At 57.8% G+C, this 26,084-nt stretch carries 24 protein-coding genes; 6 read left to right on the forward strand and 18 right to left on the reverse strand.

What is annotated here, in order from left to right; all coding sequences use genetic code 11:
• Positions 1 to 28 precede the first annotated feature (28 nt).
• Entirely contained in the window at positions 29 to 571 is a 543-nt protein-coding gene (locus tag QMG40_RS01990) for a DedA family protein (RefSeq protein WP_283527386.1), read from the reverse strand.
• Positions 572 to 799: 228 nt separating this feature from the next.
• Between QMG40_RS01990 and QMG40_RS01995 the strand changes: the two genes are divergently transcribed.
• From QMG40_RS01995 to QMG40_RS02005, 3 genes are all read left to right on the forward strand, one after another.
• Positions 800 to 2,428 carry an AMP-binding protein gene (locus QMG40_RS01995; RefSeq protein ID WP_283527388.1) on the forward strand — a complete coding sequence of 543 codons (1,629 nt, stop codon included), beginning with the start codon at positions 800 to 802 and terminating at the stop codon, positions 2,426 to 2,428.
• A 92-nt stretch (positions 2,429 to 2,520) separates the two neighbouring features.
• Entirely contained in the window at positions 2,521 to 3,453 is a 933-nt protein-coding gene (locus QMG40_RS02000) for a hypothetical protein (protein WP_283527390.1), read from the forward strand.
• Positions 3,454 to 3,808: 355 nt separating this feature from the next.
• Positions 3,809 to 5,227 (forward strand): reverse transcriptase family protein, encoded by a 1,419-nt coding sequence (locus QMG40_RS02005; RefSeq protein WP_283527392.1) that lies wholly within the window; start codon positions 3,809 to 3,811, stop codon positions 5,225 to 5,227.
• Positions 5,228 to 5,327: 100 nt separating this feature from the next.
• On the opposite strand, the gene QMG40_RS02010 is transcribed toward QMG40_RS02005, so the two are convergent.
• The 5 genes from QMG40_RS02010 to nrdH form a co-directional block, all read right to left on the reverse strand.
• Complete coding sequence (locus QMG40_RS02010; RefSeq protein WP_283528575.1) at positions 5,328 to 5,801, reverse strand: NUDIX domain-containing protein; 474 nt, start codon at positions 5,799 to 5,801, stop codon at positions 5,328 to 5,330.
• A 63-nt stretch (positions 5,802 to 5,864) separates the two neighbouring features.
• Complete coding sequence (nrdF, locus tag QMG40_RS02015; RefSeq protein WP_283527394.1) at positions 5,865 to 6,842, reverse strand: class 1b ribonucleoside-diphosphate reductase subunit beta; 978 nt, start codon at positions 6,840 to 6,842, stop codon at positions 5,865 to 5,867.
• Positions 6,843 to 6,952: 110 nt separating this feature from the next.
• The gene (gene nrdE / locus QMG40_RS02020; protein ID WP_283528577.1) at positions 6,953 to 9,073 is read right to left on the reverse strand and encodes a class 1b ribonucleoside-diphosphate reductase subunit alpha; all 2,121 of its coding nucleotides are present in this window, start codon (positions 9,071 to 9,073) and stop codon (positions 6,953 to 6,955) included.
• A gap of 14 nt (positions 9,074 to 9,087) precedes the next feature.
• Complete coding sequence (gene nrdI / locus QMG40_RS02025) at positions 9,088 to 9,564, reverse strand: class Ib ribonucleoside-diphosphate reductase assembly flavoprotein NrdI (protein ID WP_283527395.1); 477 nt, start codon at positions 9,562 to 9,564, stop codon at positions 9,088 to 9,090.
• 125 nt (positions 9,565 to 9,689) lie between these two features.
• Positions 9,690 to 9,944: a glutaredoxin-like protein NrdH gene (nrdH, locus tag QMG40_RS02030; RefSeq protein ID WP_283527397.1), complete on the reverse strand. Its 255-nt coding sequence runs from the start codon at positions 9,942 to 9,944 to the stop codon at positions 9,690 to 9,692.
• Between the two features lie 426 nt (positions 9,945 to 10,370).
• Here nrdH and QMG40_RS02035 point away from each other — a divergent pair, with 426 nt between their 5' ends.
• On the forward strand, positions 10,371 to 11,303 hold the full coding sequence (locus tag QMG40_RS02035; protein WP_283527400.1) for a LysR family transcriptional regulator: 933 nt from the start codon (positions 10,371 to 10,373) through the stop codon (positions 11,301 to 11,303).
• 53 nt (positions 11,304 to 11,356) lie between these two features.
• Here QMG40_RS02035 and QMG40_RS02040 read toward each other — a convergent pair whose 3' ends face one another.
• The 9 genes from QMG40_RS02040 to QMG40_RS02080 all read right to left on the reverse strand — a co-directional run bounded on the left by QMG40_RS02040 (position 11,357) and on the right by QMG40_RS02080 (position 21,714).
• Positions 11,357 to 12,769 carry an aldehyde dehydrogenase family protein gene (locus tag QMG40_RS02040; protein ID WP_283527402.1) on the reverse strand — a complete coding sequence of 471 codons (1,413 nt, stop codon included), beginning with the start codon at positions 12,767 to 12,769 and terminating at the stop codon, positions 11,357 to 11,359.
• Between the two features lie 122 nt (positions 12,770 to 12,891).
• Positions 12,892 to 15,207, reverse strand: a complete 2,316-nt coding sequence (gene metE, locus QMG40_RS02045; protein ID WP_283527404.1) for a 5-methyltetrahydropteroyltriglutamate--homocysteine S-methyltransferase — start codon at positions 15,205 to 15,207, stop codon at positions 12,892 to 12,894.
• A 66-nt stretch (positions 15,208 to 15,273) separates the two neighbouring features.
• A complete protein-coding gene (locus QMG40_RS02050; RefSeq protein WP_283527406.1) occupies positions 15,274 to 16,251 on the reverse strand; it encodes a methylenetetrahydrofolate reductase in 978 nt (325 codons plus the stop codon).
• 401 nt (positions 16,252 to 16,652) lie between these two features.
• A complete protein-coding gene (locus tag QMG40_RS02055) occupies positions 16,653 to 17,393 on the reverse strand; it encodes a tetratricopeptide repeat protein (RefSeq protein ID WP_283527408.1) in 741 nt (246 codons plus the stop codon).
• Positions 17,390 to 18,388 carry a VWA domain-containing protein gene (locus QMG40_RS02060; RefSeq protein WP_283527410.1) on the reverse strand — a complete coding sequence of 333 codons (999 nt, stop codon included), beginning with the start codon at positions 18,386 to 18,388 and terminating at the stop codon, positions 17,390 to 17,392. Before QMG40_RS02060 ends, QMG40_RS02055 begins: the two co-directional genes overlap by 4 nt.
• A complete protein-coding gene (locus QMG40_RS02065; RefSeq protein ID WP_283527412.1) occupies positions 18,385 to 19,368 on the reverse strand; it encodes a VWA domain-containing protein in 984 nt (327 codons plus the stop codon). Before QMG40_RS02065 ends, QMG40_RS02060 begins: the two co-directional genes overlap by 4 nt.
• A complete protein-coding gene (locus tag QMG40_RS02070; RefSeq protein WP_283527414.1) occupies positions 19,359 to 19,829 on the reverse strand; it encodes a hypothetical protein in 471 nt (156 codons plus the stop codon). The genes QMG40_RS02065 and QMG40_RS02070 overlap by 10 nt, the downstream gene beginning before the upstream one ends.
• The gene (locus QMG40_RS02075) at positions 19,819 to 20,679 is read right to left on the reverse strand and encodes a DUF58 domain-containing protein (RefSeq protein WP_349361584.1); all 861 of its coding nucleotides are present in this window, start codon (positions 20,677 to 20,679) and stop codon (positions 19,819 to 19,821) included. Before QMG40_RS02075 ends, QMG40_RS02070 begins: the two co-directional genes overlap by 11 nt.
• A 27-nt stretch (positions 20,680 to 20,706) precedes the next feature.
• Positions 20,707 to 21,714: an AAA family ATPase gene (locus QMG40_RS02080; protein WP_283527418.1), complete on the reverse strand. Its 1,008-nt coding sequence runs from the start codon at positions 21,712 to 21,714 to the stop codon at positions 20,707 to 20,709.
• Between the two features lie 150 nt (positions 21,715 to 21,864).
• Here QMG40_RS02080 and QMG40_RS02085 point away from each other — a divergent pair, with 150 nt between their 5' ends.
• Positions 21,865 to 22,062: a hypothetical protein gene (locus tag QMG40_RS02085; RefSeq protein WP_283527420.1), complete on the forward strand. Its 198-nt coding sequence runs from the start codon at positions 21,865 to 21,867 to the stop codon at positions 22,060 to 22,062.
• Between the two features lie 6 nt (positions 22,063 to 22,068).
• On the opposite strand, the gene QMG40_RS02090 is transcribed toward QMG40_RS02085, so the two are convergent.
• Together QMG40_RS02090 and QMG40_RS02095 are read right to left on the reverse strand one after the other, a co-directional pair.
• Complete coding sequence (locus QMG40_RS02090; protein ID WP_283528579.1) at positions 22,069 to 23,274, reverse strand: ROK family transcriptional regulator; 1,206 nt, start codon at positions 23,272 to 23,274, stop codon at positions 22,069 to 22,071.
• A 180-nt stretch (positions 23,275 to 23,454) separates the two neighbouring features.
• Entirely contained in the window at positions 23,455 to 24,606 is a 1,152-nt protein-coding gene (locus QMG40_RS02095) for a class I SAM-dependent methyltransferase (protein WP_283527422.1), read from the reverse strand.
• Between the two features lie 143 nt (positions 24,607 to 24,749).
• Here QMG40_RS02095 and QMG40_RS02100 point away from each other — a divergent pair, with 143 nt between their 5' ends.
• On the forward strand, positions 24,750 to 25,721 hold the full coding sequence (locus tag QMG40_RS02100; protein WP_283527424.1) for an MIP/aquaporin family protein: 972 nt from the start codon (positions 24,750 to 24,752) through the stop codon (positions 25,719 to 25,721).
• On the opposite strand, the gene QMG40_RS02105 is transcribed toward QMG40_RS02100, so the two are convergent.
• The gene (locus tag QMG40_RS02105) at positions 25,718 to 26,050 is read right to left on the reverse strand and encodes a YchJ family protein (protein ID WP_283527426.1); all 333 of its coding nucleotides are present in this window, start codon (positions 26,048 to 26,050) and stop codon (positions 25,718 to 25,720) included. The two genes, QMG40_RS02100 and QMG40_RS02105, sit on opposite strands and share 4 nt — an antisense overlap.
• Positions 26,051 to 26,084: the final 34 nt, after the last annotated feature.

The following is a 26,084-nucleotide window of genomic DNA, read 5'->3' on the forward strand; positions in this document are numbered from 1 at the left end:
GCAGCAGCGCCTGCCACAGCAATTTCTCTTAGGCCTGCAGAGTTGGACGCACGGCTGTCTCGGGAGTCATAACGGGGCAATCATCCACGGCACTCTGGTCCAGTTTGCGGGTCCGGGAGACTCGCAACAAGTGGATAGCCAAACCTATAACGCCAACGCCGAGCACCAACGTAATCAAGGCCCACGGTGATCCCGCCGCAGCGGCAAGGGCTGCCTCGAACGCGGCCAAACCGATTGTTGCGTAGATGCAAGCCCACGCGATGGACCCTGCCACCGTGGCTGGAATATAGCGGCGCAAAGGCATGCGGCCAAGGCCTGCAGCCATGTTGATAGCTGTTTGCACCCCGATGGTCAGGAAGCTCACGCTCACGGCCGGTGCTCCCCAGCGTGCAATGATTTTCTCGGCCCGCTGCACAGCTGCGGAGTCTAAATGTTTCGCCAGCGCGGTCTTTCGGCCGCCGGCAGCCAGACCGCGGCCGACCCAGTAAGTTGCGTTGGAGCGAAGCATGACTATAACGAACAGAATCAGGAAGGCCCAGACAAAAGGTAAGGAGAGGATGCTGTCCATCATGAGCGTGCGCTACCCCCTGGGTGCAGAACAGAATTTGGCCACACAACTGTGGCCTATTGGTCTTCTCTTATAGTAGCGAAGACTGGTGAGGTTGCCCTAATTATGTTCCGGTGACAATGATCGCTTCCACCGGGACGACCAGGCGCAGGGCAGCTGGTTTTCAGGACACAAACAACCTGCTCACGTGAGTTAGTACACATTAACTGATTTGGGCGTTAGCATCGGAAGATGACCACCGATGTTCAGGCTTCCTACACGTCCGGCACCTCCACAACTCCTCTTTTGGAGAGCACCATTGGTGCGAACTTCCAGCGCACGGCCGCACGATTTCCTGCTCGGGAGGCCCTCATTGACAGGCCCTCGGGCCGGCGGTGGAGCTATGCCCAGCTAAATGACGACGTCGATGCTCTGGCCCGCGGGCTGCTCGCCGCCGGGATAGTCACCGGCGATCGCATAGGCATTTGGGCACCCAACGTGCCTGAATGGGTGATCCTGCAATTCGCCACCGCCAAGATCGGTGCCATCTTGGTCAACGTCAATCCGTCATACCGGGTCCATGAACTTAAGTACGCCATCTCACAATCCGGGATGTCGATGATCGTGGCGCTGCCTGACTTCAAAGGCTCAGACTACCGAGCCATGATCAATCAGATCCGTCCCGACTGCCCGGACCTCACGGCGGCAATCTACATCGGCACGCCTTCCTGGGACGAGCTCGTGGCTGGCGGGCAGTCAGTGCCAGCTGACGCCGTCGAGCGTGCCATGAACGCCCTGACTCCAGATGATCCCATCAATATCCAGTACACCTCAGGGACCACCGGCTACCCCAAGGGCGCCACGTTGAGCCACCGCAACATCCTCAATAATGGCTACTTTGTGACGGAAACAATCGGCTTCACCGAGCATGACAAGCTCTGCGTTCCTGTGCCGTTCTATCACTGCTTCGGCATGGTCATGGGTAATCTGGGCGCGTCGACTCATGGGGCCGCCGTGGTCATTCCGGCGGCCGCGTTCGATCCTGCCGCCACCTTGCGTGCCGTCCAGGAGGAACGCTGCACAGCCCTGTACGGGGTACCCACCATGTTCATCGCCGCACAAAATGTGCCGGACTTTGCCAGTTATGACTTGAGTAGTTTACGCACCGGCATCATGGCTGGTTCTCCGTGCCCCGTGGAAGTCATGAAGCGGTGCATGACCGAGATGCATATGGAAGGTGTTTCCATTGCGTACGGCATGACGGAAACCTCGCCGGTGTCGATGCAAACGTTAATGGACGACGACGTGGCCCACCGAACCGAGACAGTGGGACGGGTGCAACCTCACCTTGAGGTCAAAATCGTGGATCCTTCCACCGGGGAGACTGTCCCCCGTGGAGAGTCAGGGGAGTTTTGTACCCGCGGCTACTCCGTCATGCTGGGCTATTGGAATGATTCTGAGAAGACTGCCGGGGCCATCGATCAGGAGCGCTGGATGCATACCGGCGACCTCGCCGTGATGAATAATGACGGTTACGTGAACATTGTGGGCCGCATCAAGGACATGGTCATCCGGGGCGGTGAAAATCTCTATCCACGGGAGATTGAGGAGTTTTTGTACCATCATCCCGACATTGCCGATGTCCAGGTGATTGGAGTGCCGGATGAGCGCTACGGCGAGGAGTTGTGCGCCTGGCTTCTGATGAAACCCGGTGCCATACCCTTGGATGCCGAGGCCATCGGCGTATATTGTGCCGGTCACCTCTCTCGCCACAAGGTCCCCCGCTATGTATTGGTGGTGGATGAATTCCCCATGACGGTCACGGGGAAGGTCCGCAAGATGGACATGCGGCAGCGAACCATCGAGCTACTGGGACTGTAGCCGTGACACTGGGATAGGCTCTGCTTTTGAGCTGTGAAAAGCTAGCGCACAAAAAGTCTTGTTCACCATTGAGATACTGGGGTTCTCCAACTATGCGCACAGACACTAAACACGCAGGTAATAAGAGCAATAGCTACGTAGTTGCTTACCTTTTCATCGGCGTAGCGGCGGCCATCGCAGGATTCTTGCCATGGCTCGTTACGGGGATGCGTCTGTCGCTGCAGAACCTCTGGGCAACCAGTACCCCACCGGGTCAAATGCCAATATCACTTCTCCCCTTTAGCCAGTACATGCTTACTCTTATTGCCGGGCTCATCATCACGGGATCGGCCATTGCTGGAGGAATTCTACGCCTGAGACGTTCACGACTTCCCCGCTTTGGCGCCACGGCAGCGGTCATTGGACTCTTGGGTGTGCAGCTTGCCGCCACGCTCCAGGCCAGCCTGACGGTATCAGCCGGATTACTGGATAACCAGGCCGCTGAGCTTTACCTGTCTGCACTATTAGCGGGCACAATTGCCTCCATCATGGTTGGCGTCCTGGTCCTGTTCCTTATTTCGCGTGCCCCTGCCTCCGGTGCTGTGATCGGAGCAAGCTTCGCCGCCGTGGCCCTCGCACCATGGCTTAGAGCACTCCTCATACCGCTCAATGACGTGACAACGTCACCGAACTCCTTCACGCTTGGTCTGATCCACTGGTTCCCGGCCGTTGTAGTGGGGCTGGCGATTGCCTGGTCGGTCTCCATGTCAACAGCTCGTTTGCTTGCTGCAGGATTCAGCCTCATCGTGCTGTGGTTTGGACCTGCCCTGTTCGCCGCTATCAGTATTGCCGCTGGCAGTCGTGTCCTTGCCTATCAGCCCGCTGAAATGGCGAAACTCGGTGCAAGCTCATTCCTGAACTTCATAGACTACCGTTCAGGCTCATTGGCCCCATTGGTTGTGGCCGCAGCAATAGCCACTGCCGGTTCTATTTGCCGCTCACTTTTCAAGAAGTTCAACCGCTCATCATCCGTCTCGCCTGCCTAGCCCGGGGCCTGCCTCGCCCGGGGTATCCGGGTAGCGGGGGTATCCGGGTCCGCGCCGATCCCTACTGTGGAGCCGGCTGCTCTCGCCCCGGGGCGCCGAGACTGCCACCGCGACATCTCTGCACGTCGGCGCACGCATCGGTTACCGTGGATTCAGGTGAAGGTCTCCCGACGAGGTGGAGAGGCACATGTTGGGCTCTCCTCTCCGGGGATACCCCGGGGCACGCAGTATTGCTCGAGCAAGCACCGCGAGTGGGTCTCTGCGCTTCGCGCAGCAGCCCACCCGCACCGACAGATGAGTCGTCTTGAGGCCTTCACCGTCCTATTGCGGCACCACGAAGGGATGGCATCGACCCATGGTCCACAGCCAGGCCCACGGCACGGACTCGGAAACGGCCAGCCGAGACGTTCCAGGCGGCCATTTCCATCTCCGTGGCCATACCCCTCACCCGTCGTCGGCAACCGTAGCAGCGGCGCTGGCCCACGCATTCTTAGCCGCCCCGGCGTGGACCGCTGACGGGCTAATCGCTGCTGGTACGCAAGTTTTGGGTGTCCGACGGCGATGGCTGGGACCGCTGGTGAGTTCAGTCATCGGCGCTTATCACTACAAGCCTGCCGACGCTCCCCGCGAACTCGCAGCCTACATTGGCCAAAGTGATTCCTTCGCCGGAGCGGTCGCTAAGGCCCTCACCCAGCGAAAGCCTCTACGGATAGCGCGTTACGTACTCGCCGAGCCCGAGCAACGCCAAGGAACCCACCCCGTTCCAGCCATTGCCGGGCTTGCACAATTAGCTAGAGTTCTGGGACTGACGCTGGGTCAATTGGAGTGGTTTGCCGATACCGGCCACTGGAATCGGCTCGCTGGCAAGGGGCCTCTTCAGCATTACCGGTACAAATGGCTAGTGCGTCCGGGCAGAACGCCACGGTTGTTGGAAATTCCAGGGCTGCGCCTGCGGGCAATCCAGCGCAAGGTTTTGCAGGAACTGCTGAGCCCTCTCCCCTTACACGACGGCGCTCACGGTTTTGTCCCCGGCCGCAGCGCGGTCAGCGGAGCCACCCAACATGTAGGCAGTGACACTGTCATTTCACTGGATCTAACGAGTTTCTTTGCCACAGTCACCGCTGGCAAAGTGTTCGGGATCCTGCGGCAGGCCGGCTATCCAGAAGCAGTGGCTCATACCCTAACTGGTCTAAGCACCCATGTAGTTCCACCATGGGTCATCACGTCAATGCCAGCCGGAGGAAGCTCCGCTGAACGATTTGCTTTAGCGCAGTCATTGCGGATTCCCCATCTGCCACAGGGCGCACCTGCGTCTCCCATGTTGGCCAACCTGGCACTACGACGACTGGATTCACGGCTCCAAGGTTGGGCTGAGAAGGCAGATACGCGTTATACGCGCTACGCCGATGACCTGAGTTTCAGCGGCGGTACTTCGTTGATTCAACGGGCAGACAGCTTCATTCGTGGCGTGAGCGTGATAGTTGCTGACGAGGGACACCTGCTCAATGAAAGAAAAACGCGGGTGCGCTCGGCCAGTACCCGTCAACAGGTCACGGGCATTGTGGTGAACCAGCGTACCAATATGCCCCGCCGCGACTTTGATGCCTTGAAAGCTACCCTGCACAATTGCGTGGTGCACGGCCCAGAAACTCAGAACCAGGCTGGGCACACGGATTTTCGTGCCCACTTGTTGGGCAGGATCACGTGGCTTGAGTTCCTCAACCCCACTCGCGCAATACGCTTGCGCCGGGACTTCGAGAAGATTCGCTGGTAGCAACCCCTATTTCGTGTTGTGCCTGCGACAGACATCGTCTGATTCAGTGAGCGAGCGTTAGCAAAAATACGACGTGAAGTGAGCGAGCGTCAGGGGGTGGTTAGCGCGGGAGGCGTTCGCGCAGGACGGGCCAAGCTGCACTAAATCCTGGATGCAAGTTTAGGGAGTCGAGCGTTTCAGGTGCGAACCATTCCAACGCCATGCTTTCCGGATCACTGATGACAGCTTCAAAGGGCACCACTGCAGTAACAACCACCGTGGTGTAACTCCAATAGCCAACGTCATAGACGGAGGTGAACATCAGCTCAACGTTCTCCCGCGGAACAGCTGCTTCTTCCCACGCCTCACGCAGTGCTCCATCCACTGCGGTTTCGCCTTGGTTGAGGGCGCCGCCGGGCAGACCCCATGTGCCGCCGTGGTGAGACCAGAGTGCCCGGTGCTGCAGCAAGACTCCACGGCCGGCGTCGAACACCAACAGGCCAGCAGAACCAAACTTTCCCCAAAAGCTGCCCTGCTCCCCTGTCACCCAGGCATCGCCGGGATCGCGGTCGTTGCCCAGGTGCCCCGGACGCACAACAGCCGCAGCATCCCGGGTGAAACGGGCTGCTGCGGCTGCGGGATCATGTGTAGACAAGAGTTAGAAGTCCCAGTCGTCGTCTTCGGTGTTGACTGCCTTACCAATGACATAAGAGGATCCTGAGCCGGAGAAGAAGTCATGGTTCTCATCGGCGTTCGGTGAGAGCGCGGACAGAATGGCCGGGTTCACATCGGTGACGGCCGAGGGGAACATTGCTTCGTAGCCCAAGTTCATCAGAGCTTTGTTGGCGTTGTAGTGCAGGAACTTCTTAACGTCCTCGGCCAGGCCGACGGAGTCGTAGAGATCGTGCGTGTACTGGACCTCGTTTTCGTAGAGTTCAAAGAGGAGCTCGAAGGTGTACGCCTTCAACTCTTCCTTGCGCTCTACCGAGAGGCCTTCCAAGCCTTTCTGGTACTTGTAGCCAATGTAGTAGCCGTGCACGGCCTCGTCGCGGATGATCAGACGGATCATGTCGGCGGTGTTTGTCAGCTTGGCCCGTGAAGACCAGTACATGGGCAGGTAGAAGCCCGAGTAGAACAGAAATGACTCCAACAAGGTCGAAGCAATTTTGCGCTTCAGCGGATCGTCACCATAGTAGTAGCCCTCAATGATCTGGGCCTTCTTCTGCAAGTTCACGTTCTCTACCGACCAGCGGAAAGCCTCATCGATTTCCTTCGTGGAAGCCAAGGTGGAGAAGATCGAGGAGTAGCTCTTGGCGTGCACCGATTCCATGAATGCAATGTTCGTGTAAACAGCCTCCTCATGCGGGGTGATGGCATCCGGGATCAGCGAGACGGCACCCACGGTACCCTGCAGGGTGTCCAGCAAGGTCAGCCCGGTGAATACGCGCATGGTCAGCAGCTGCTCATCCGGTGTCAACGTGGCCCAGGACTGGACGTCGTTGGACAGCGGCACCTTCTCCGGCAGCCAGAAGTTGTTGCAGAGGCGGTTCCAGACTTCCACGTCCTTATCGTCCTCGATGCGGTTCCAGTTGATGGCCTTTACGTGGCTCGCCAACTTCAGCTTTTCCGGTGTCATCGCTGCTTCTCTCCTTGTGAAAATTTTATGGCCGCAGGGGCCTAGTCAATCTTAAGCCGAAGGCACGACGGCGGGTCTCCCCCGCCGTCGCGCTCTTCAGTTATGCGGTGTTAGAGTGCGCAGCTGACGCAACCCTCAACTTCCGTCCCTTCCAGCGCGAGCTGGCGGAGGCGGATGTAGTAGATGGTCTTAATGCCCTTGCGCCAGGCGTAAATCTGCGCCTTGTTGATATCACGCGTGGTGGCCGTGTCCTTGAAGAACAACGTCAGCGACAGACCCTGATCCACGTGCTGGGTGGCAGCGGCGTAGGTGTCGATGATCTTCTCAAACCCGATCTCGTACGCGTCCTTGTAGAACTCAACGTTGTTGTTGGTCAGGTAAGGGGCAGGGTAGTAGACGCGGCCCAGCTTGCCTTCCTTGCGAATCTCGATCATGGAGGCGATCGGGTGGATCGAGGACGTGGAGTTGTTGATGTAGCTGATGGAGCCCGTGGGCGGGACAGCCTGCAGGTTCTGGTTGTAGATACCGTGCTCCATAACCGAAGCCTTCAGCGCACGCCAGTCATCCTGGGTGGGGATGTGCATACCCTCAAACAGCTCGGCAACGCGGGCGGTCTGCGGCAGCCATTCCTGGTCCGTGTACTTGTCGAAGAATTCACCCGAGGCGTACTTGGAGTTCTCGAAGTTGATGAAGGTGGAATCGTTTTCAATCGCCAACAGGTTCGAGGCCCGGATGCAGTGGTACACCACCGTGTAGAAGTAAATGTTGGTGAAGTCCAGGCCCTCTTCGGAACCGTAGTGGACCCGCTCACGGGCAAGGTAGCCGTGCAGGTTCATCTGGCCCAAACCGATGGCGCGCGACTGGCGGTTGCCCTTGGCGATGGACGGGACGCTGGTGATGTTTGACATGTCAGAGACGGCTGTCAGCGTGCGAATGGCCGTCTCGATGGTGCCGCCAAAGTCCGGTGAATCCATGGCCTTGGCAATGTTCAACGAGCCCAGGTTGCAGGAAATGTCTTTGCCGGTCTCAGCGTAGGAGAGGTCATCGTTGTACGTGGTGGGAGCGGAAACCTGGAGGATCTCAGAGCACAAGTTGCTCATGATGATCTTGCCTTCAATGGGGTTTTCGCGGTTCACCGTGTCTTCAAACATGATGTACGGGTAGCCGGATTCAAACTGGATCTCGGCGAGCGTCTGGAAGAACTCGCGTGCCTTGATCTTGGTCTTCTTGATCCGTGCGTCGTCCACCATTTCGTAGTACTTCTCGGTGACCGAGATATCAGAGAACGGAACGCCGTACACCTTTTCAACGTCGTACGGGGAGAACAGGTACATATCCTCGTCGCGCTTGGCCAAATCAAAGGTGATGTCCGGGACAACAACACCCAAGGAGAGGGTCTTAATGCGGACCTTCTCGTCGGCGTTCTCGCGCTTGGTGTCCAAGAAGCGGTTGATATCCGGGTGGTGGGCGTGCAGGTAAACGGCGCCTGCACCCTGGCGTGCACCGAGCTGGTTGGCGTAGGAGAAGCTGTCCTCGAGAAGCTTCATCACCGGGATGACCCCGGAGGACTGGTTCTCGATCTGCTTGATGGGTGCGCCAACTTCGCGGATGTTAGTGAGGGCAAAAGCAACGCCGCCACCACGCTTGGACAGCTGCAACGCGGAGTTGATGGAGCGGCCAATGGACTCCATGTTATCTTCGATGCGCAACAGGAAGCAGGAGACGAGCTCGCCGCGCTGAGCCTTGCCGGCGTTCAAGAAGGTGGGGGTGGCCGGCTGGAAGCGGCCACCAATGATTTCATCGACGATGCTGTTGGCCAGTTCCTCATTGCCGCGGGCCAGGTGCAGGGCAACCATGCACACACGGTCTTCGTAGCGCTCCAGGAAGCGGTTGCCGTCAAAAGTTTTCAGCGTGTAGGACGTGTAGAACTTAAACGCGCCCAGAAAGGTCTCGAAGCGGAACTTCTTCTTGTAAGCGCGCTGGAAGAGCTCACGGGTGAAGTTCATTGAGTATTGGTCAAGCGTTTCGCGCTCATAGTACTGGTTTTTCACCAGGTATTCCAGCTTTTCTTCCAGGTCGTGGAAGAACACGGTGTTGTTATTCACATGCTGCAGGAAGTACTGCCGAGCAGCCGCTTTGTCAGCATCGAACTGGATATCGCCGTCGGCGTTGTACAAGTTCAACATGGCGTTGAGCTCGTGGTAGCCAAGTCCTTCCCAAGCTGCCGGCATGTCCTTAGAGGACTTCATTGTTGAGTCTTGTTCTGAGACAATCGTGTCCAAAATTCTTCCAATCCTTCGTGAACGCGGTCCACATCCTCAGATGTGCCCATGAGTTCAAAACGGTATAAATGCTGTACATTGCACTTCTCGGCGACTATGTCACCGGCGAGGCAATAGGTTTCGCCAAAATTTGTGTTCCCTGCGCCGATAACGCCACGGATTAGCTTTCGATTGTCCGCCACGTTAAGGAATTTGATGACCTGTTTTGGCACGGCTCCTCGCCGAGTTTCCCCACCATAGGTGGGCAAGATCAAAACGAAGGGTTCCTGCGCCAGAAGGGTTTCTTCAGAGGTATAAATCGGCAACCGCGCCGCTTCCAACCCCAATTTCATGACGAAACGGTGGGTGTTATCGGAAGCTGACGAGAAATAAATCAATCGGCTGCTGGTGTATCGAGAAGTTATCGCTGTTACTGCGGGTTCTGCTGCAACGGCTGACATGGCTTTCGCTTTCCAACTACTTACTTGCGGTTGTGGGGCCAACCGCTTGTTGGATTAGCCCCACTTGTGTGCGCTATGCGCACGTAAAATTATGGTGAGCTTGCAGGCTACAGCCTGCATACTCACTACGCGACGTTGAAGGCAGCGCCATCGACGGCTGCAGCCAATTCGGCAATCTTATCCGGGCGGAATCCTGACCAGTGATCGGCGTCCGTGATAACAACAGGTGCCTGCTGGTAGCCCAGGCTGAGCACATGCTCAAGAGCGGCGGGATCAGTTGAGATATCCACGCTCTGATATGTGATGCCTTTTTTATCCAACGCACGGTACGTTGCGTTGCACTGGACACATGCAGGTTTGGTGTAAACCGTGACGGTCATGATGGAGATCCCCTTTGTATATAACTGCCTGTGGCTGCCAAGAACGGCTAACTCGCTGCCTGTGGGACCAACGGTTCGCGTCAGGGTCTCGCCAGCTGTTCGAGCTGTTCCAGCGGCTCCTTTGGAACCACTTGAATTCTGTAATAGATACTACATGTAGTGCAGCCACCCAAGGTTGACCCCTACATGATGTATTACAAGTATGTCATTTTATGCACCGTTCGTCCACAGGCCAATCCATTTAAAAGCGCGAGAAATCAAGGCGGATTCTTAGCTGTCCACAGGGTGTGCAGTACTTAGCCACAAAAAATAGTGCGGCGTGTCGACGGTGCCCGGCGTGTCGGTGCTGGGCGGGGGCCGCAGATAGCACTCACCGGCAATCTATGCTTGCTAAGAAGTTCAGTCCCCGTTGGAGAAGAGAGTCTTGTGATCAATCCTGTGCATTTGCGGACCCTGTTGGAAGTTGTTCGCCGTGGGTCCTTTGCCGCCGCGGCCACACAATTGGGGTACACGGCGTCGGCCGTTTCACAGCAGATGTCAACACTTGAGCGTGACAGCGGCGTGAAGTTGTTCCACCGCTCGGCCCGCAGCGTCCTGCCCACCGACGCCGCCCTTGTCATGTCCCGCCATGCTGCCAAAGTTCTTACAGACATTGATGCGCTGCTTGCGGCGAGCGCCAGAACGGAAGAGGGGACCAGCCAGGAACTCCGGCTTGGTATCTTCCCATCTCTGGCAACTCATGTACTGCCACGGCTATTGCGAAGCCCTGACTGGCCCGGTCTTGGCATTAACTTGCACGTTTCTGTGGGTGAACCGCAGCAGACCATTGGGGGCTTGCGAACCGGTGGCGAATTAGATGTTGCGCTGGTTTACCAGGTAGGACAGTCCGGGTTGGCGTGGCCGCACACCATCAATCGGCAGTGGATTGGGGACGATAAGTTCAGGGTGGTCTTGCCCAAGTCCTGGGGTATCCGTTCAGGTTCGGTGGTTGAGGCGACCCACCTCTCCGATATGCCGTGGATCATGCACCACCCCGGGACAAGCGATGCCACCGTGATTGAGCGGCTCTTTGCCAGTTGCAACCTACACCCCCGGGTGGTCTCCTACAGTGATGACTTCAACGCCAGTCTGCAGATGGCCAGCGTGGGCCTGGGTGCCGCCCTGGTTCCAGAACTGGCCCTTGCGGGCAGGCCAGATAACGTGGTGGTTTTGGACGTTCCTGAGATTCGGCTGGCCAGGAACATCTTTGCCCTGCTCATCAATGACAACCGCACGGCACGTGTGGAGGTATTCGTTGACAAGTTGGCCCACATCCTCCAGGAACTGACAGGCACCAGCACGGTGGACCTGACCCCCTGACACTTAGGCTCTTTAGGCACTTAGGCTCTTTAGGCACTTAGGCACTCAGGCTCTTAGTCCTTGGCGAACTTCCGGGCCGGTGCGATGAGGCGTTTGATGAGTTGCTTCTTCAGTGACGTAAACGGCGGGTAGATCAGCGAGAGCGTGTCCGGTGAGAGCGACTTGCGGAGCACGGCCTTGCGGTGTGAGAACGTTTCGATGGAATGCTGCCCATGGTAGCTGCCCATGCCGCTCTCCCCTACTCCGCCAAACGGCAGCCCTGGAACCAGCAGGTGTGCCGCTGGTACACCAAAGCTCAGCGCGCCCGACGACGTCTGCTCAAGGAAGTCCTGGCGCACACCTTCATCTTCGCTAAAGACATACAGGGCCAGTGGCTTGTGACGGCAGTTGATGAAGTCGATTGCTTGCGCAGCGGAGCCAATAGTGATCAGGGGCAACACTGGACCAAAGATCTCCTCCTCCATCAACTTCGCTTCAGCGTCCACGTGGATCACAGTGGGTTCAATGTAGCGGGTGGCGGCATCCATGCCTCCCCCGCTGACAAGGGCGGACCCGGCGTCGTCATGGAGGTCATGAGCGAGAAGTCCAGCTAAACGGGTATAAGCACTGTCGTTGATAATCCGGCCATAGGCCAAACTGTGGGAAGGCTCGACACCGTAAAGGTCATTGATGGCTTCGGGCAGTTCCTTGGCAAGTTTGGCCAGGGCGGTGTCAGTGCCCAAGACGTAGTCAGGGGCCACACAGGTTTGGCCGGCATTCATGAACTTGCCCCAGGCAATCCTGCGCGCCGCCGCCACCATGTCAACGCTCTCATCTATGTAAACAGGAGACTTCCCGCCCAGTTCTAGCGTCACAGGGGTCAGGTGCTTGGCGGCTGCGGCCATAACTATTCTGCCCACGCGCCCGTTCCCGGTGTAGAAGATATGATCAAAGCGCTGCTCCAGCAACTCAGTAGTTTCCGGCACTCCACCTTCAATAAGGCTCACAGCACCGCCAAGGTACTCCGGCACCCATCGGGCAAGGACTGCCGAGCAGGCCGGTGCCATCTCACTTGGTTTGCCAACCACCGTGTTCCCTGCTGCCAACGCACCTATCATCGGAGCTAAAAGCAACTGAATGGGGTAGTTCCACGGGGCAATCACAAGCACCACGCCCAGGGGATCAAGCACGGTTGAGGCATGGGCCGGTTGCAGCGCCAACGGCACGGCAGCCTTGCGTGGCTTTAACCACTCGGGCAGGTGCTTGATGGTGTGGGCGATCTCAGCAGTAAGGAAACCCAGTTCAGTCAGCCACGCCTCCGCCGGGTGTTTACCCAGATCGGCTGCCAGGGCTGCACTGAAGTCATCTTGATGATCCAGCAGCATCTGGTTCATGGCTTTGAGTTCTCGCAGCCTCCACGCAAGGGGCTTAGTTCTTCCACTGGTGAAAACTTCTCTTGCCGCAGCCACGGTTTCTTGTACGCTCATGCCCCTAATCTACCCGCGCCGTCCAAACAGCAGTAACGCGTGGTGCAGCCAAGCCGTCAGTAAGTTGTTGGAGAACAGCTCACTGACGGCTTGGGCACAGTTTTGCACTGATGGGGCGGGAACTAGACCAGCTGCGCGCGGACTTCCTTGGTGGCGGCCACCAGGTTGCGCAGTGACTCTTCGGTCTCTGCGTAGCCGCGGGTCTTTAGTCCGCAGTCCGGGTTGACCCAGAGCTGGCGGGCAGGGACGTGCTTGACTGCTGTGTCCAACAGTTCACGGACTTCATTTAGTCCGGGGACGCGGGGGCTGTGGATGTCGTAGACGCCCGGGCCCACGCCACGGCCGAAGCCGTGGTTTTCCAGGTCGTTGACAACCTCCATGCGGGAACGTGCAGCCTCGATGGAGGTTACATCAGCATCCAGACCATCAATGGCGTCAATAATGACACCAAACTCGGAATAGCAAAGGTGGGTGTGAATCTGTGTGCCGTCGCTGGCGCCTGCGGTGGAGAGACGGAAGGAGTTCACTGACCAGTCAAGGTAAGCACCCTGGTCTGCCCGGCGCAGAGGAAGCAGTTCGCGAAGTGCCGGTTCATCCACCTGAATCACTTTGATGCCGGCGGCTTCCAGGTCAGCGATTTCATCGCGTAGGGCCAGTCCTACTTGGTTGGCTGTGTCACCCAGAGGCTGGTCGTCACGGACGAAGGACCAGGCAAGGATCGTGACGGGGCCTGTGAGCATGCCCTTCATGGGTTTGGCCGTCAGCGACTGTGCGTATTCTGCCCACTGGACTGTGATTGCCTTCTCGCGGGTGACATCACCCCAAAGGATTGAGGGGCGGGTGCAACGGCTGCCGTACGACTGAACCCAGCCGTGAACAGTGACGTCGAAGCCTTCCAGGTTCTCAGCAAAGTACTGGACCATGTCGTTGCGTTCGGGCTCGCCATGAACCAGCACGTCAAAGTCGAGTTCTTCCTGGAGGTCAACCACACGCTTGATTTCCTCTCTCATCAACCGCGCGTATTCTTCGCCGGTGATAGCACCCCTGTTGGCGCGGGCACGGGCTGAGCGGATCTCCCCTGTCTGGGGGAACGAGCCAATGGTGGTGGTTGGTAGTGCCGGCAAGTCCAGTGACTTTTCTTGGGCAGCAACACGAACCGAGTATTCTGAACGGCTAAAATCTGCTGGGGTCAGGGCGGCCACGCGTGCACGCACTTCGGGGCGCCTGACGCCCTTGGCGCCAGCGCGGGAGGCGATGCTGGCTGTGGCTTCAGCTACGGCGGCAGCGGACGACGCCGGGTCCACCAGGTGCGCTGCCAGCGTCACCACTTCGGTGACCTTCTGGTCTGCGAATGCCAGCCAGCTGCGTAGCTGCGTTGAAAGCTGGGTTTCTTCGGTGACGTCATGAGGAACGTGCTGGGTGGAGGTGGAGGTGGACACCGTCACTGTGAGGCCGGCGCTGGCCAAGGCCTCCAAACGGTTGATCGATTCGGCGAGGTCGTTGCGCCAAATATTATGGCCGTCAACCACGCCGGCAACCACTATTTTGCCAGCAAGCAGGGCCAGCTTGTCAGCGCAAGGTACTGCTCCCTTGAACACGTCAATGTGCAGTGCCTGGATCTTCGTCGCGGCCAGGGTTGGGAGCAGTTCTGTGAGCGCTCCAAAAGGAGTGGAGACAAGGATCGCCGGGCGCTCTGGGGCATCGCCAAGAACGTCATACGCCCGGGCGACTGCTGCCTGGATTTCGGCCAGCGGAACATCCTGATCACTGACAAGGGCTGGCTCATCCAACTGCACCCAGCTGGCACCGGCAGCACCAAGACGGGTGAGCAGTTGCGCGTACACCTCAAGGACATCTTCAAGGCGTGAAAGCGGGTTGAAACCGGCCGGGGCATCCTCGGATGCCTTGCTCAGCAGCAGGAAGGTGACAGGACCTACCAAGTAGGGACGTGTTTCGAAACCGTTAGCTAGGGCAAACTCGAACTGTTCAACAATGCGGTTGGACGTCACCGAGAAGTTGGTTTCCGGACCAACTTCCGGCACCAGGTAGTGGTAGTTGGTGTCAAAGAATTTAGTCATTTCCAGCGGCTGAATCTCCACTGTGCCCCGGGCAAGAGTGAAGTAGGCGTTGAGATCCAGCTGGCCGTTTTCATTGCGCAACTCACCAAAGCGCGCAGGGACAGCACCTATATGAGTGGCTGCATCGAGCACCTGATCGTAGAAGGAGAAGGTGCCAGGGATCGCGGCAGGTTCAGTCAAGCCCAGTTCAGAGAGACGGCGGGCGGTGCCTAGGGCAATGTCTTGACCGGCGGTTTCCAGTGCACTCTGATCAATCTTTCCTGCCCAGAATGCTTCAACGGCCTTCTTTAATTCGCGACGGCGGCCAATCCGGGGGTAGCCCAGCAAAGAGGCTGAGGGGAAAACAAGGGCAGTGGACATAGTGGGATCCTTAATAATATTTTAGGCGAAAAATGTGAAGAATATGCGGAGCTGGGACCGCCTGGGCTAGGCCGTAACCAACCGTGCAGCGCTGGGGGCTGGATTCCGGGGTGCCATGCGCGGCCGCCCCGGACGCAGGAGCTGAAGCTTGTCAAGGACTTCGAGAGCGGCGGCATGCTCGTTGAAGGTGTAGAGGTGGATGCCGGGGGCTCCGGCATCCAGTGCCGCACGGGCTAGATCTACTGTTGCGGATACGCCAATTCGCCTACATTCAACAGCGCTGTCGGCACGTCCCAGCGAATCAAGCAGCGAGGTTGAAGGAGCAACACCTGTCAGATCACCCAAGCGCTGCACGCGGCGCAGACTTGTGAACGGCATGACCCCGGGAATGATGGGGATACTCACCCCTGCCCGCCGTGCACGCCTGAGCAGGTCCTTGTACTGATTTGCGTGGAAGAACACTTGGGTGATGGCAAAGTCCGCCCCCGAGCGCTGTTTGGCCAGCAGGACTTCCACATCATGTTCAACCGAGGGTGACTCCGGGTGCTGCGACGGGTATGCCGCCACACCAATGGCAACCTTGCCGGCGCAGAGCAGCGCCGAACGGCCCTGCTCCACGCGGCGGATCAATTCGATCAAGTCTTGGGCATAGCTAAGTGATCCCGCCCGTGTCGCTGATGGTAATTCCTTGGGTAGATCCCCACGCAGGGCCAGGATGCCACGGACACCGTGGTCAAGGAGTTCGGAGATAATACTGGCAAGCTCATCGGCAGTGTTGCCAACACACGTCAGGTGGGCCAGCGGCAACAACGATGTTTCATGCAAGAGCCGGTTCAGCAGCTCAACCGCAGTGCTCCGGTTACTCCCGTTGGCTCCGTAGGTGACTGAAACATAGTCAGGGTTGGTGGTCTCCAGCTCCCTAATGGTGTCCCACAGCGTCACTTCGGCAACATCATTTTTGGGTGGAAAAAGTTCGTAAGACAGGGCTATCGGCGCACTTTGAGTCCATGGCGCCGACACCCGAATAAGGCTCGGAGGAGACATTTGCTTGGTCCTTGAGGGTGGGTCGGTGATCTCTACCCATAGCGAGAACACGTCTGTTCCGTACAGGTAAAGACAAGCCGATCTTTGATTCGTGAGGGGGCGTTCACAACTCAGCACACTGCCTAGAAAACAGTCATGAGGAGCTGGATCCGCCAGCAAATGTCAGGCCCACATGGGGGCACCCACACCTTCGATTCAACAGAAGGTCGCTGACACACGTTGAGGAACTAACGTACGACCAAGCTTAGTCACGACTTTCTTGCGATAACAAGTCATCATCGAATTACGTCTTCAGTTTACGGAATATGTCATGCATTACGTTCGGCTATGAGCACAGTTTGCGCCCTTTGACCGAACTATCTGCACCCGAGGCGTCTGGAAGCTCACACAAAATGAGCCGATTACCACGGTTTGGCGTACTGCTCAGGCTCCGGGTCGTTGTAGTCCTCGGTCAACTTCTGAGACTTGCTGCGTTGCTTTTGCGCTTTCTTTCCAGTCTCAGCAAGTTCCTCTTGTTTACTGTCCGAGGGAGGTTTTGAGGCATCCTCTTCCGTGCCGGAATCAGACGGGCCCGAGCCATCACCGTCGTCCTTGCTGGCTGAGAGCTTCTGGGCCAGGCGCTCTTGGGCATCCTTGAGCGCTGCTGACTCGCCGTCCTTATTATTTTTGCTATTGGGTGCGAAGCAGTCCCGCGGGGATTGGGCCACTACTTCACTGCCCTGAGCGTAAAATTCCTTGGCCGAGGGCGTATTGCCGCCTTTTTTTTGCTCATCACCGAGCTTTTCCAGACTCAGCACCAGGTTCACGCGTACCTTGCAGGACTCGGCAGCGGGGACAAGCTCCAGGGCACGGAGAAACTGTTTCCGGGCCTGTTCGAAATCCCCGTGCAAGACAAAGCCGTCACCAAGTGCGAAGTGGGCCTTGTACCGTTCAACAACATTTGCACTCCCCATGAGTGCACCAGCCTGCGTAGTCCCACCGGCATTTCCATTGGCGTAGGCGGTAGCCGCCAGTCCAGCGGAAACGGGCAGGCTGAGCAGCTTCACGGCGAGCAGCATCGCCAATAGCAGCAGGGGTGCCGACCCCCACAGCAGGCGCCGTCGCCGCCGCCTTAAGCTCTGCCGGATATTGTGATGGCTCATGGTGCACCTTTTTCAGGACGCGGCAACTGGCGCCATGCGCGAGTGAGCGCAGCCAACTCCCACAGCACCACGGCAAAGGCCGCCAAAGCAAATATCCAATACACTTCCCACCGTCCAGCGCCCTCCCGGTCAGCGTGTGCTGGTGCTTTTGAGGCGGCGTGCGGTGCTGACTTGATCAGAGCGCCGCTGATGGAGCCCGGACCCGTCCTGTGGATATAGGGGACATTGAGCTGGGAGGCTATCTTGTTTAACGATTTTTCATCGATCCTTGACAGGGCAGGGGCATAGTCGGCACTCTTATCCAGAATGTAGGGCCCGGGTTTGTCAGTGCCAAAAGAGTAATCACGCATCTTCGCCCCGGCAGTGCTTCCGTACCCGAGCACGGCACCCCCATCGATGAGGGCCGTCGCTTCAGTGAACGGTTCTGGGGCGGTGGCTGCTGTTTGTTCACCATCGCCGAGGTAGTAGACAAGCCGCGGCCTTTCAGGGTGGCTCGCTTCCGCAGAGGTAAGTCGCTGCGCCAGCACCTCATCGGCAACGCTGATACTGCTACCGTGCGAAGCGAAAGCGGAGCGCGGTGCCATGACCTGTGTGAGTGTTCGCAATGCCGTTGCATCAGTTGTCAGTGGCAGCGCAACTTTAGCTTCGCTGTCAAAGGTGATCAATGAGAACCGCGCACCGCTCAGTTCATCGGCCAACGCCATGATGTCCGTCTTCATTCCCGTAAGTCGTGGGGAGCTGGAATTGTAGTCCTCGGCGGAGGAGCTAGGAGTCATATCCACAACAAAAAATACGTTCAGCTCGGTGTTGGCCACGGGTGCAGTAGCACCCGTGAGACCTGGACGCATGCCGGCCAGAATCAGCAATACCACCAGTGCGGCGTACCGCCAACTGGCGGAGCTGCGATTGCGCCAAACTAGCAACACAGCTGCCGCTAGAAGGAGTACGCTCAGCGGCCAGAACAGCCACGGTGTCAGGATAGGCGTCATGGTCATCGGCGCAGCCGCCATGTCGCAGCACCCAAAAGTAGCAGCGACACCAGTGCTGCACCCAGCGGGCCGCCCGGCTGGTCAAGGACAGTGATTTGCGGTGCCCCCTGCAACTTTGAGCTCTCGGTGGCTTGTACCTGGTTCACAATGGACTCAACTGCCGCGTCTGACTCCAGCGCATGGTAACTGCCGCCTGTGCCGCTGCTCGTCTTCTTGAGGCCGTCAGCGGCCTGACCAAACGCCGTTTTTGAACCAAAGTCGTTGGGATTCAGAGAGTACACCCGGATACCCGTATTTTTTGCCAGCAAAGCTGCTTCTGAGAGTGCAAAAATGGGTTTGCCCGCCAGCATGTTGTCAGTGGCAAAAATAATTGATCGTGATCGTTGAGGATCAGCCGTGGCGGGGAAACCATTGACGCAGGACGCTAAACCATCGCCAATCAAGGACGATCCGGGCGCTTCATAGGTGCCCGCGAAATATTCAAAAGTTGAGGTGTCCATGCCCAAGGCCTTTTGCGCCACAGTGAGCTCACCGGTGACAAACTCATAGTCATCTGTCAAAGGGAACACCATGACTGCGCTGGAATCAAAGATGGTCAAGCCAATGCGTTCGCCCCTGAAGTTGCCAACAAGTTTTGAAAAAACACTCACAATCGCTTCATCGGTGCCAAGCATGGAACCGGATACGTCAAGGCACAGCATGATGTCCCTGTTCACGTGTTCGGGATTGAAGGTTTCTTCTTTGATGGGACGTGCGGCAGCCACGGCTAGCGAGAGGCCAAGAACAGCCAGCGCGGCCAGCGCCACAAGCAACCATTTCCTGCGCTGCGCCACGGCTCTCTTGTATGCGGGCAGTGCGGTGAGCCTGTCCACGTGGGCCACTGGCGTGCGCGGCACGGTGGAGTCGCCTCGGCGCCAGAAAATCACTGCCACGGCGACAATCATGGCCAGGGCCAGGGGCAGCAGCCACCAATATTTCAGTGCCACGATGCCACCACGTTCCGCGCTGTACCGGTTGCCTCGGTGACCGTAAGCCCCCCACCGTGAGCCGTGAACTCGCCGGGATAAAACAGTTCAACCGCGTCAGCAGCCACAGCAAGCTGCGCTCCTCTTAGTTGCGTCAGAGTCATGCGCTGGGCTGGCAACCCCGTCACTTCATGAACAAAGCCTCGCACTGCCAGGCTCAGCTCAAGGTGAGCGGCACGCTGGTCTATGGTGCCGACGTCGTACTTGTTCTCAACGTCCGTGATTAGCTGCAAGTACTTGTTCCGCACAGACCCGGGATAGCGGGGTGGCACAAAGTCAGGCACGCCGGTGGTGGCCCGCTCACTGGTGGAAACCCATACCCACACGATCCAGCCAAGACACATCAGCACCAGGGCAGCACCCGTCAGCGGCCACCAGATTGAGTATCCAACGGGGGCAAAGAAAACACCGTCAGCGGCCACGCCGGTGCCTCTCCAAGAGGGTAAACACCTTCGCCACAACTTCGGTGGTGGCAGCGACGCTGGAGATGGCAATACCGCAGGAACCAAGCAGCGTCTCCAGCTCCTGGGCGCGAAGGGCCACGGCCTTGAAATAGCTGCGTGCAAGATCAGGGTCCTTCGCCAACAGCATCAGAACGGTGTCCATGCCTGCAACATCAACGCCTACCCCAGAGACAGCCTCGGGGCCGGCCAAAGTAGCATCCTGAATCTGCAGCCATAGGATTTCATGTTGGGCACAGAGCCTGCGCAGCACCTTGGCAAGGCGCGGCTCTGCAGTGAGCTCATCGGCCACAACCACCAGCAGCATGCGTTGTTTATAGTGCGCGGCCACATATTCCAGCCGGGAGCACAATTGGCTTGGCCCGCGAGTCAGGCAGGCACCGTCCATGCCCTTCAGAAGTTGCTCCAGGTGCGCCTCCGTACCCTTGGCCGGCAGCGCAATAGAATTTTCTCCGTCACCGTGAACAAGCGCCACTGAATCACCGTGGCGGATGGCAAGCAAGCCGATGACACCCATCGCCATCACGGCGATATCCTTCTTCAACTCGCCACCGCGCGCCTGGGCAGCCATATTCCGGCCACTGTCACTGACAAAAAGTAGCTGCTGACTACGCGTGGCTATGTAGCGTTTGATCAGCGGCGAACCCGTCCGGGCTGTGGCTTTCCAATCAATGTCACGAATCTCATCCCCCGGGACATAGCCGCGCAGGTCTTCAAAGTCCTGGCTGCGCCCATGAAATATTGCTCCATATTCACCCTCCAGCATGCCCCGGGCCTTGCGGTGAGCCACAATGAACATCTTCGATTTCACCGCCGTCAGTAAGCTAGCCACCGCTGCCTAGGGTGTCTGCACTGAATCGACAATGGCGGAAATGATCGTTTCCACTCGTACATTTTGTGCCACGGCCTCAAATCCTAGGATGAGCCTGTGCCGCAAAACCCGCTCTGCCAAGGCCTTCACATCTTCCGGGATCACATGGTCACGGCCGTGAAGCAGGGCAAGTGCGCGCGCGGCCGAAGTGAAGGCAATGCTGCCGCGGGGGCTGGCACCAAATTCGATCAGCCCGGCCAGGGCAGGATCAATGTAGTCCCGCGCATGCCGGGTGACGTACACAAGACCCACAATATAATTCACCAAGGATGGATCGAGGTAAACCTTTTTAGCAGTTTCCTGCAGTGCCACCACCTGCTCAAGGGTTGCCACCGGGGAAGGCGTGGCTCCCGCAAGGAACACTCCGGCGTCTATGCGCCTGATGATCTCCGCTTCCTCCGCGGGGCTTGGGTAGTCCAGGACGTCCTTGAGCATGAAACGGTCCATCTGCGCTTCGGGAAGCTGGTACGTGCCTTCCTGCTCAATCGGGTTCTGGGTGGCCATGACCATAAAGGGCGAAGGCAATGGATAAACCTGCCCACCAATAGTTGTCTGGCGTTCCGCCATGGCCTCAAGCATGGCCGACTGAGTCTTGGCACTTGAGCGGTTGATCTCATCAAGGAGCACAATGTTAGCGTGCACAGGTCCAAGCGCAGTCACAAAACTGCCATGGGCGGCGTCGTAGATCTGAGTGCCAACTATGTCACTGGGCAAAAGATCCGGGGTGCATTGGATCCGGTGAAAGAGAGCACTGATTGAATTGGCCAAGGTTTGCGCCGCAGTGGTCTTCGCCAGACCCGGCACCGACTCCAACAACACGTGGCCCCCTGTCATCAAGGAGATCAGCAACGTTTCGCGCAAAAGTGCCTGGCCAACCACCTTTTTTTCGAAACTCTGCGAGATGCTGTGCACCACCTGCTGTGCGTGGGCCAACTCCGCAGGGTCGATGTGGGGATTGGCACTGGTGGAGAGCAAGATCTAAGCCTTTCGTTGGGACTGTCTTTGTTGGCGCTCTAAGGAATGTACCCCAATGATCAGCACATCGGATCTTGCGCGCTCCGGCAATGGGGAGAACTTCCCATGAACACCTATCGGCCGGGACGGGCTGGGTCTAAAGTATGAAACATGAGTGAATTGCCAGTTGCCTATGCAGAATATCTCAAGGGTCGCAGCAGCGACTTTATTGCAACTGTGCTTCCCGTGCTATTGCAATCAGTGGCAGAGAAGACCCATGGGGTCCATGTTGTCCTTAATTCTCATGTGATCCAGGCCCAGACGGATCCCGAGATTCCGTTTGGGGAGATTTTCGAGAGTGTTGACTAGGGCTTCTTAGGGCTTGGAATCCAGCAGTAGCTGAGTGGCGCTGGGGCTAAAAGCTTTTTCCATGAACAAGCAGGCCGCGCCGAAGGCTTCCGCACCTGAGTTGACTATTGTTCCCACCACTTCTACGCAATGGACACAACTTGTGGCGCTCAGTTCAGCCAGCAACTCCGGCATCTGGGCCAGGTAGCTGCTCGCCAATGCGGGCCAGAATGGTCCGCCAAACACAACCCGTTCCACATCAAGGAGGTTGGTCAGTACCGAGACGGCTCCTGCTAGTCTGCGTGCGGATTGGGCCATCAACTCAACTGCTGCGGGGTTACCGTTTTCGGCGGAGTAGGCAAGCGCCATTAGGTCTTCAAGAAGGGTTGCCGGCGCCAAGGGGTTCTGTGCCGGTAACACTCCTGCCTTCCGGGCCAGGGCCACCAGGGTTTCGGGCATGCAGGTGACCTTAACACAGCCTTTGCGTCCACAGTCGCAGTCGGGACCGGACGGATCGGCAATGATGTGTCCGATCTCCCCCACGTTCCCCGATGAGCCGCGAACAACCTCATCGTTCAGGACCAGCCCGGCACCGATTCCAGTACCCACGTAAACGTAGATGAAATCCTTTGCACTGCTGGCAGATCCGGCCCATAGTTCCGCAACGGCCGCAGCCGTAACATCCTTTTCCACCACAACCGCCAGCCCCGTGGCCTGATGGAGGATCTCACGTAGAGGTACCCGTGTCCAGCCTGTCATGTGGGGTGGGTCAACCACTGTTCCGCTGGCCGCATCAACGGGGCCAGGAGTGGCCACGCCAAGACCTGCGATCCGTTGTTCATCGATACCGGAATCCTTAATGATCCGGGTGACCCTGGCCCCCATGCCAGCCACTACCTCTGCGGGATCATTGGTCAAATCGGTGGGTTCATCCGCTGAGAAAAGCACAGTGCCTACGGCGTCAAGAAGCGCATAGCTTGTTTGTGCCGGGTCAATATGGATGCCAATGGCGTACATGCCGCGAGGGTTCAACCGCAAGATCGTTCGTGGTTTCCCCGGGCCGGAGGTCTCTTTGCCTGCTTCCATGATGAGCTCGGAGTTAAGCAGCCGACGGCAGATGTTGGAGACTGTTTGCGCCGCTAAACCTGTTGAGGCAGCCAGTTCCACCCGGCTCAGGCCTTCCTCGGACCTGCGGATGGAGTCCAAAATGACGGCTTGGTTAAAATCCCCCATCCTGGGAAGATTTGTACCGCGACGGCGGTGCGGCAAACCAATCTCGGGAACACCCAAAGTAAGACTCCTTGACATTCTATTGACCGTTGTTGAAGCTGACTCCCCCAGTCTTCAGTTGTCAGGTTACCCCCGCCTTGGACTCATGCGCGGATACGCCACGGATGCCGGCCCAGTGCGTGCCTATGCCTTGACTGAAACTGTGACCGTGAACTTGTGGTTGCGCCCTTCTTCCCGGGTGGGACCCACTGTTTTGCTGAGAACCTGTTTGTACTCCAAATGACGGTTGTAAACACACCACAGCTCTCCGCCGGGGGCCAAGACCCTGGCGGCGGCAGCAAAGAGTTTCAGGGCGATTCCGGCATGGACGGTGGCGCCAACATGAAAGGGAGGATTAAGCACAATCAGCTCCGCTGACGCCGTGGCGAAGCTTTCTAATGCGTCGTCGCGGATCACATCTATCTGATCCGCCACCTCGTTGGCCAATGCTGTCGCAGCTGTGGATGCCACTGCGGCCCAGGATTGGTCGGTGGCAACTACACGTAGGTGTGGTCTTTTCAGGGCTAGGGATGCGGCGATGGTTCCGTTGCCTGAGCCCAAATCAATGGCGGTGGTTGCTTCCGTGCTCATCTTCGGGATGAAGTCCAGGAGGAAACGGGTACCAGCATCAACTTTTGTACCCCCAAAGGTGGCCCCATGTGCGCAAAGCCATAGGTTGAGGTCCAGGTGATGCTCTTTGCGCGGGAAGTTCGACCCCGGGACCTCGGCAAGTGGGCCGCTAACTTTCAGCGGTCGGGACTTATGCCAGGCTCGGCCCGGCACAACCTGCGAAAACTGTGTCCCAAGAACGGAGTTCATGGCCAGTGTCATGTGCTTAATGCGACCGCCAGCAAAGATCTGCACGCTCGCCGCTGCGTGGGCCCTGATCAACTCGGCGACTTCAACAACTTCTTCCAGGCTGCGTGGGAGCTGCCATAGAACCACTTCAGCTCCGGAAAAGAGGCTGGCATCTAGCGGCATTGAGTCGTAGACATCCGCTAATCCGGCTCGTGCGGCATTCGCGTTGAGAGCGTATTGGCCCGAGAGGGAGTCCTGGTGCACTCGGACACCTGTGAGGTTGTGCAGGCTGGCGGCACCGAGTGTCAGGGCACCGTACCTGTCTCCTACAATACTGACTTTTCCAGGGCCCATCCGGGCCAATCCAGTGGCGCTTTCCCGCAGGATCAACTCATCGCTGGCATCGAATGCAAAGAGGTTCTCAGCTTCAACGTCAGGAAACCTTCGCAACTGAGAAAAATCAAATTCTATGCCTTCAAAAATGCTGTATTCCTCCACCGTTCCACTCTACAGGGAGGAAATAACCTACCAGAAATACAGCCACTGGCAGAGGTGCTGCAGATCACATGCGTCGTATAATAGGGGCAGTCACCTCAGTCAAAGATACGTCGCCGTCGTCGACGACTCGAAGGATGATCATCATGAGTGAAATTACTCCGCTGCGCAGAAGAGTACGTGAAGGCAGCGGACTGAAAAACGTTGGTGGGGTGTGGGGGGAGTTTCTGGCTGAGTTTCTCGGCACTTTTGTCCTGATTTGTTTTGGCGACGGTGTGGTTGCCATGGCAGTCGCGGCGCTGCCCGGTAGCGGCCGCGCCGCCACCGACACCACCATCTTCATGGCCTCTGGGGACTGGTTACTGATCACGTGGGGCTGGGCGTTAGCGGTTGCCTTGGGTGTGTATGTTGCCGGGGGCGTCAGCGGGGCACACCTCAACCCTGCGGTGACATTGGCGTTTGCGGTACGCCGAAAATTCCCTTGGAATAAGGTCATCCCCTACGTTGTGGCCCAGGTTGTGGGAGCATTCGCTGCAGCCGCCCTTCTTTATGTTCTTTATTTCAACGCCATCGATGCTTTTAATGCGGCTTCCAAAACCCAGCGCGATGAAGCTGGCGGACTGGCAACATTTTCGATCTTTGCCACGTTCCCCGCTCCGTATTTCAAAGGAAACCTGACAGTACCGCTGATTGATCAGATTGTTGGCACAGCGTTTCTGGTGATGTTGATAGTAGCGATCATCGACATGCGCAACATGGCTGTCAAAGCCAATCTGGGTCCGCTGCTGATCGGCTTCGCGGTAGCAGCCATCGGCATGTCCTTTGGGGCGAACGCAGGCTATGCCATCAATCCCGCCCGTGACTTCGGCCCCCGCGTTCTGGCCTGGCTGGCTGGTTGGGGCGATGTGGCCATGCCAGGAACTATCACAGGAGTCCCCGGAGCTTTCAGCTGGTATTTTTGGGTGCCAATTGTTGGTCCGCTCGTTGGTGGCGTCATAGGTGTTTTGCTCTATGACTGGTTCATTGGCGACATCTTGCATGCGCGCCGGATTCTAGCGGAGCAAGAGCCCCCTGAACCGCAGACGGAACCCGGACCAGCGGAGGAAGAAGACTACTAACACTCCAACGCTTTCACATAGAGCCACTGCTTACCCACTCGAGAAAAGGCACTGGTTTCCGTCAGGGAGTCCTTGAGTTTTCGGTTTGCCGCAGAGCGGTAGTGTGCCCGGAAACTCACAACACCTTCTTGATCAAAGTACCCCCCTTTGCTGGTGCTAAGGATTTCCAGCAAGTACCACTGCTGGTCGGGATCAAGGTCAAGTGTCCCTGGTGCGGTGTCCGGGTGCCAGGTGTGGCGAAGGTAGCTGGCGTCACCTATAGCGAAGGCCGTGAAACGAGAGCGCATGAGCGCCTCAGCGGTGGGCGGGTAGATGGGAAACGCTAACACCGCCGTCACAATGAATTTGGCACAGCAGTTCTCA

This window comes from Arthrobacter antibioticus (genome assembly GCF_030063205.1).
GTDB lineage: Bacteria > Actinomycetota > Actinomycetes > Actinomycetales > Micrococcaceae > Specibacter.

What these genes read in the sequence shown, in the direction of transcription:
- nrdI (WP_283527395.1), bottom strand. Translation starts at nt 9,564, where the DNA reads ATGTCAGCCGTTGCAGCAGAACCCGCAGTAACAGCGATAACTTCTCGA.
- QMG40_RS02060 (WP_283527410.1), bottom strand. Translation starts at nt 18,388, where the DNA reads ATGACCATGACGCCTATCCTGACACCGTGGCTGTTCTGGCCGCTGAGC.
- QMG40_RS02040 (WP_283527402.1), bottom strand. Translation starts at nt 12,769, where the DNA reads ATGAGCGTACAAGAAACCGTGGCTGCGGCAAGAGAAGTTTTCACCAGT.
- QMG40_RS02100 (WP_283527424.1), top strand. Translation starts at nt 24,750, where the DNA reads ATGAGTGAAATTACTCCGCTGCGCAGAAGAGTACGTGAAGGCAGCGGA.
- nrdH (WP_283527397.1), bottom strand. Translation starts at nt 9,944, where the DNA reads ATGACCGTCACGGTTTACACCAAACCTGCATGTGTCCAGTGCAACGCA.
- QMG40_RS02090 (WP_283528579.1), bottom strand. Translation starts at nt 23,274, where the DNA reads ATGGGGGATTTTAACCAAGCCGTCATTTTGGACTCCATCCGCAGGTCC.
- QMG40_RS02085 (WP_283527420.1), top strand. Translation starts at nt 21,865, where the DNA reads ATGAGTGAATTGCCAGTTGCCTATGCAGAATATCTCAAGGGTCGCAGC.
- QMG40_RS02055 (WP_283527408.1), bottom strand. Translation starts at nt 17,393, where the DNA reads ATGAGCCATCACAATATCCGGCAGAGCTTAAGGCGGCGGCGACGGCGC.
- QMG40_RS01990 (WP_283527386.1), bottom strand. Translation starts at nt 571, where the DNA reads ATGATGGACAGCATCCTCTCCTTACCTTTTGTCTGGGCCTTCCTGATT.
- QMG40_RS01995 (WP_283527388.1), top strand. Translation starts at nt 800, where the DNA reads ATGACCACCGATGTTCAGGCTTCCTACACGTCCGGCACCTCCACAACT.
- nrdF (WP_283527394.1), bottom strand. Translation starts at nt 6,842, where the DNA reads ATGACACCGGAAAAGCTGAAGTTGGCGAGCCACGTAAAGGCCATCAAC.
- metE (WP_283527404.1), bottom strand. Translation starts at nt 15,207, where the DNA reads ATGTCCACTGCCCTTGTTTTCCCCTCAGCCTCTTTGCTGGGCTACCCC.
- QMG40_RS02000 (WP_283527390.1), top strand. Translation starts at nt 2,521, where the DNA reads ATGCGCACAGACACTAAACACGCAGGTAATAAGAGCAATAGCTACGTA.
- QMG40_RS02050 (WP_283527406.1), bottom strand. Translation starts at nt 16,251, where the DNA reads ATGTCTCCTCCGAGCCTTATTCGGGTGTCGGCGCCATGGACTCAAAGT.
- nrdE (WP_283528577.1), bottom strand. Translation starts at nt 9,073, where the DNA reads ATGCCGGCAGCTTGGGAAGGACTTGGCTACCACGAGCTCAACGCCATG.
- QMG40_RS02005 (WP_283527392.1), top strand. Translation starts at nt 3,809, where the DNA reads ATGGTCCACAGCCAGGCCCACGGCACGGACTCGGAAACGGCCAGCCGA.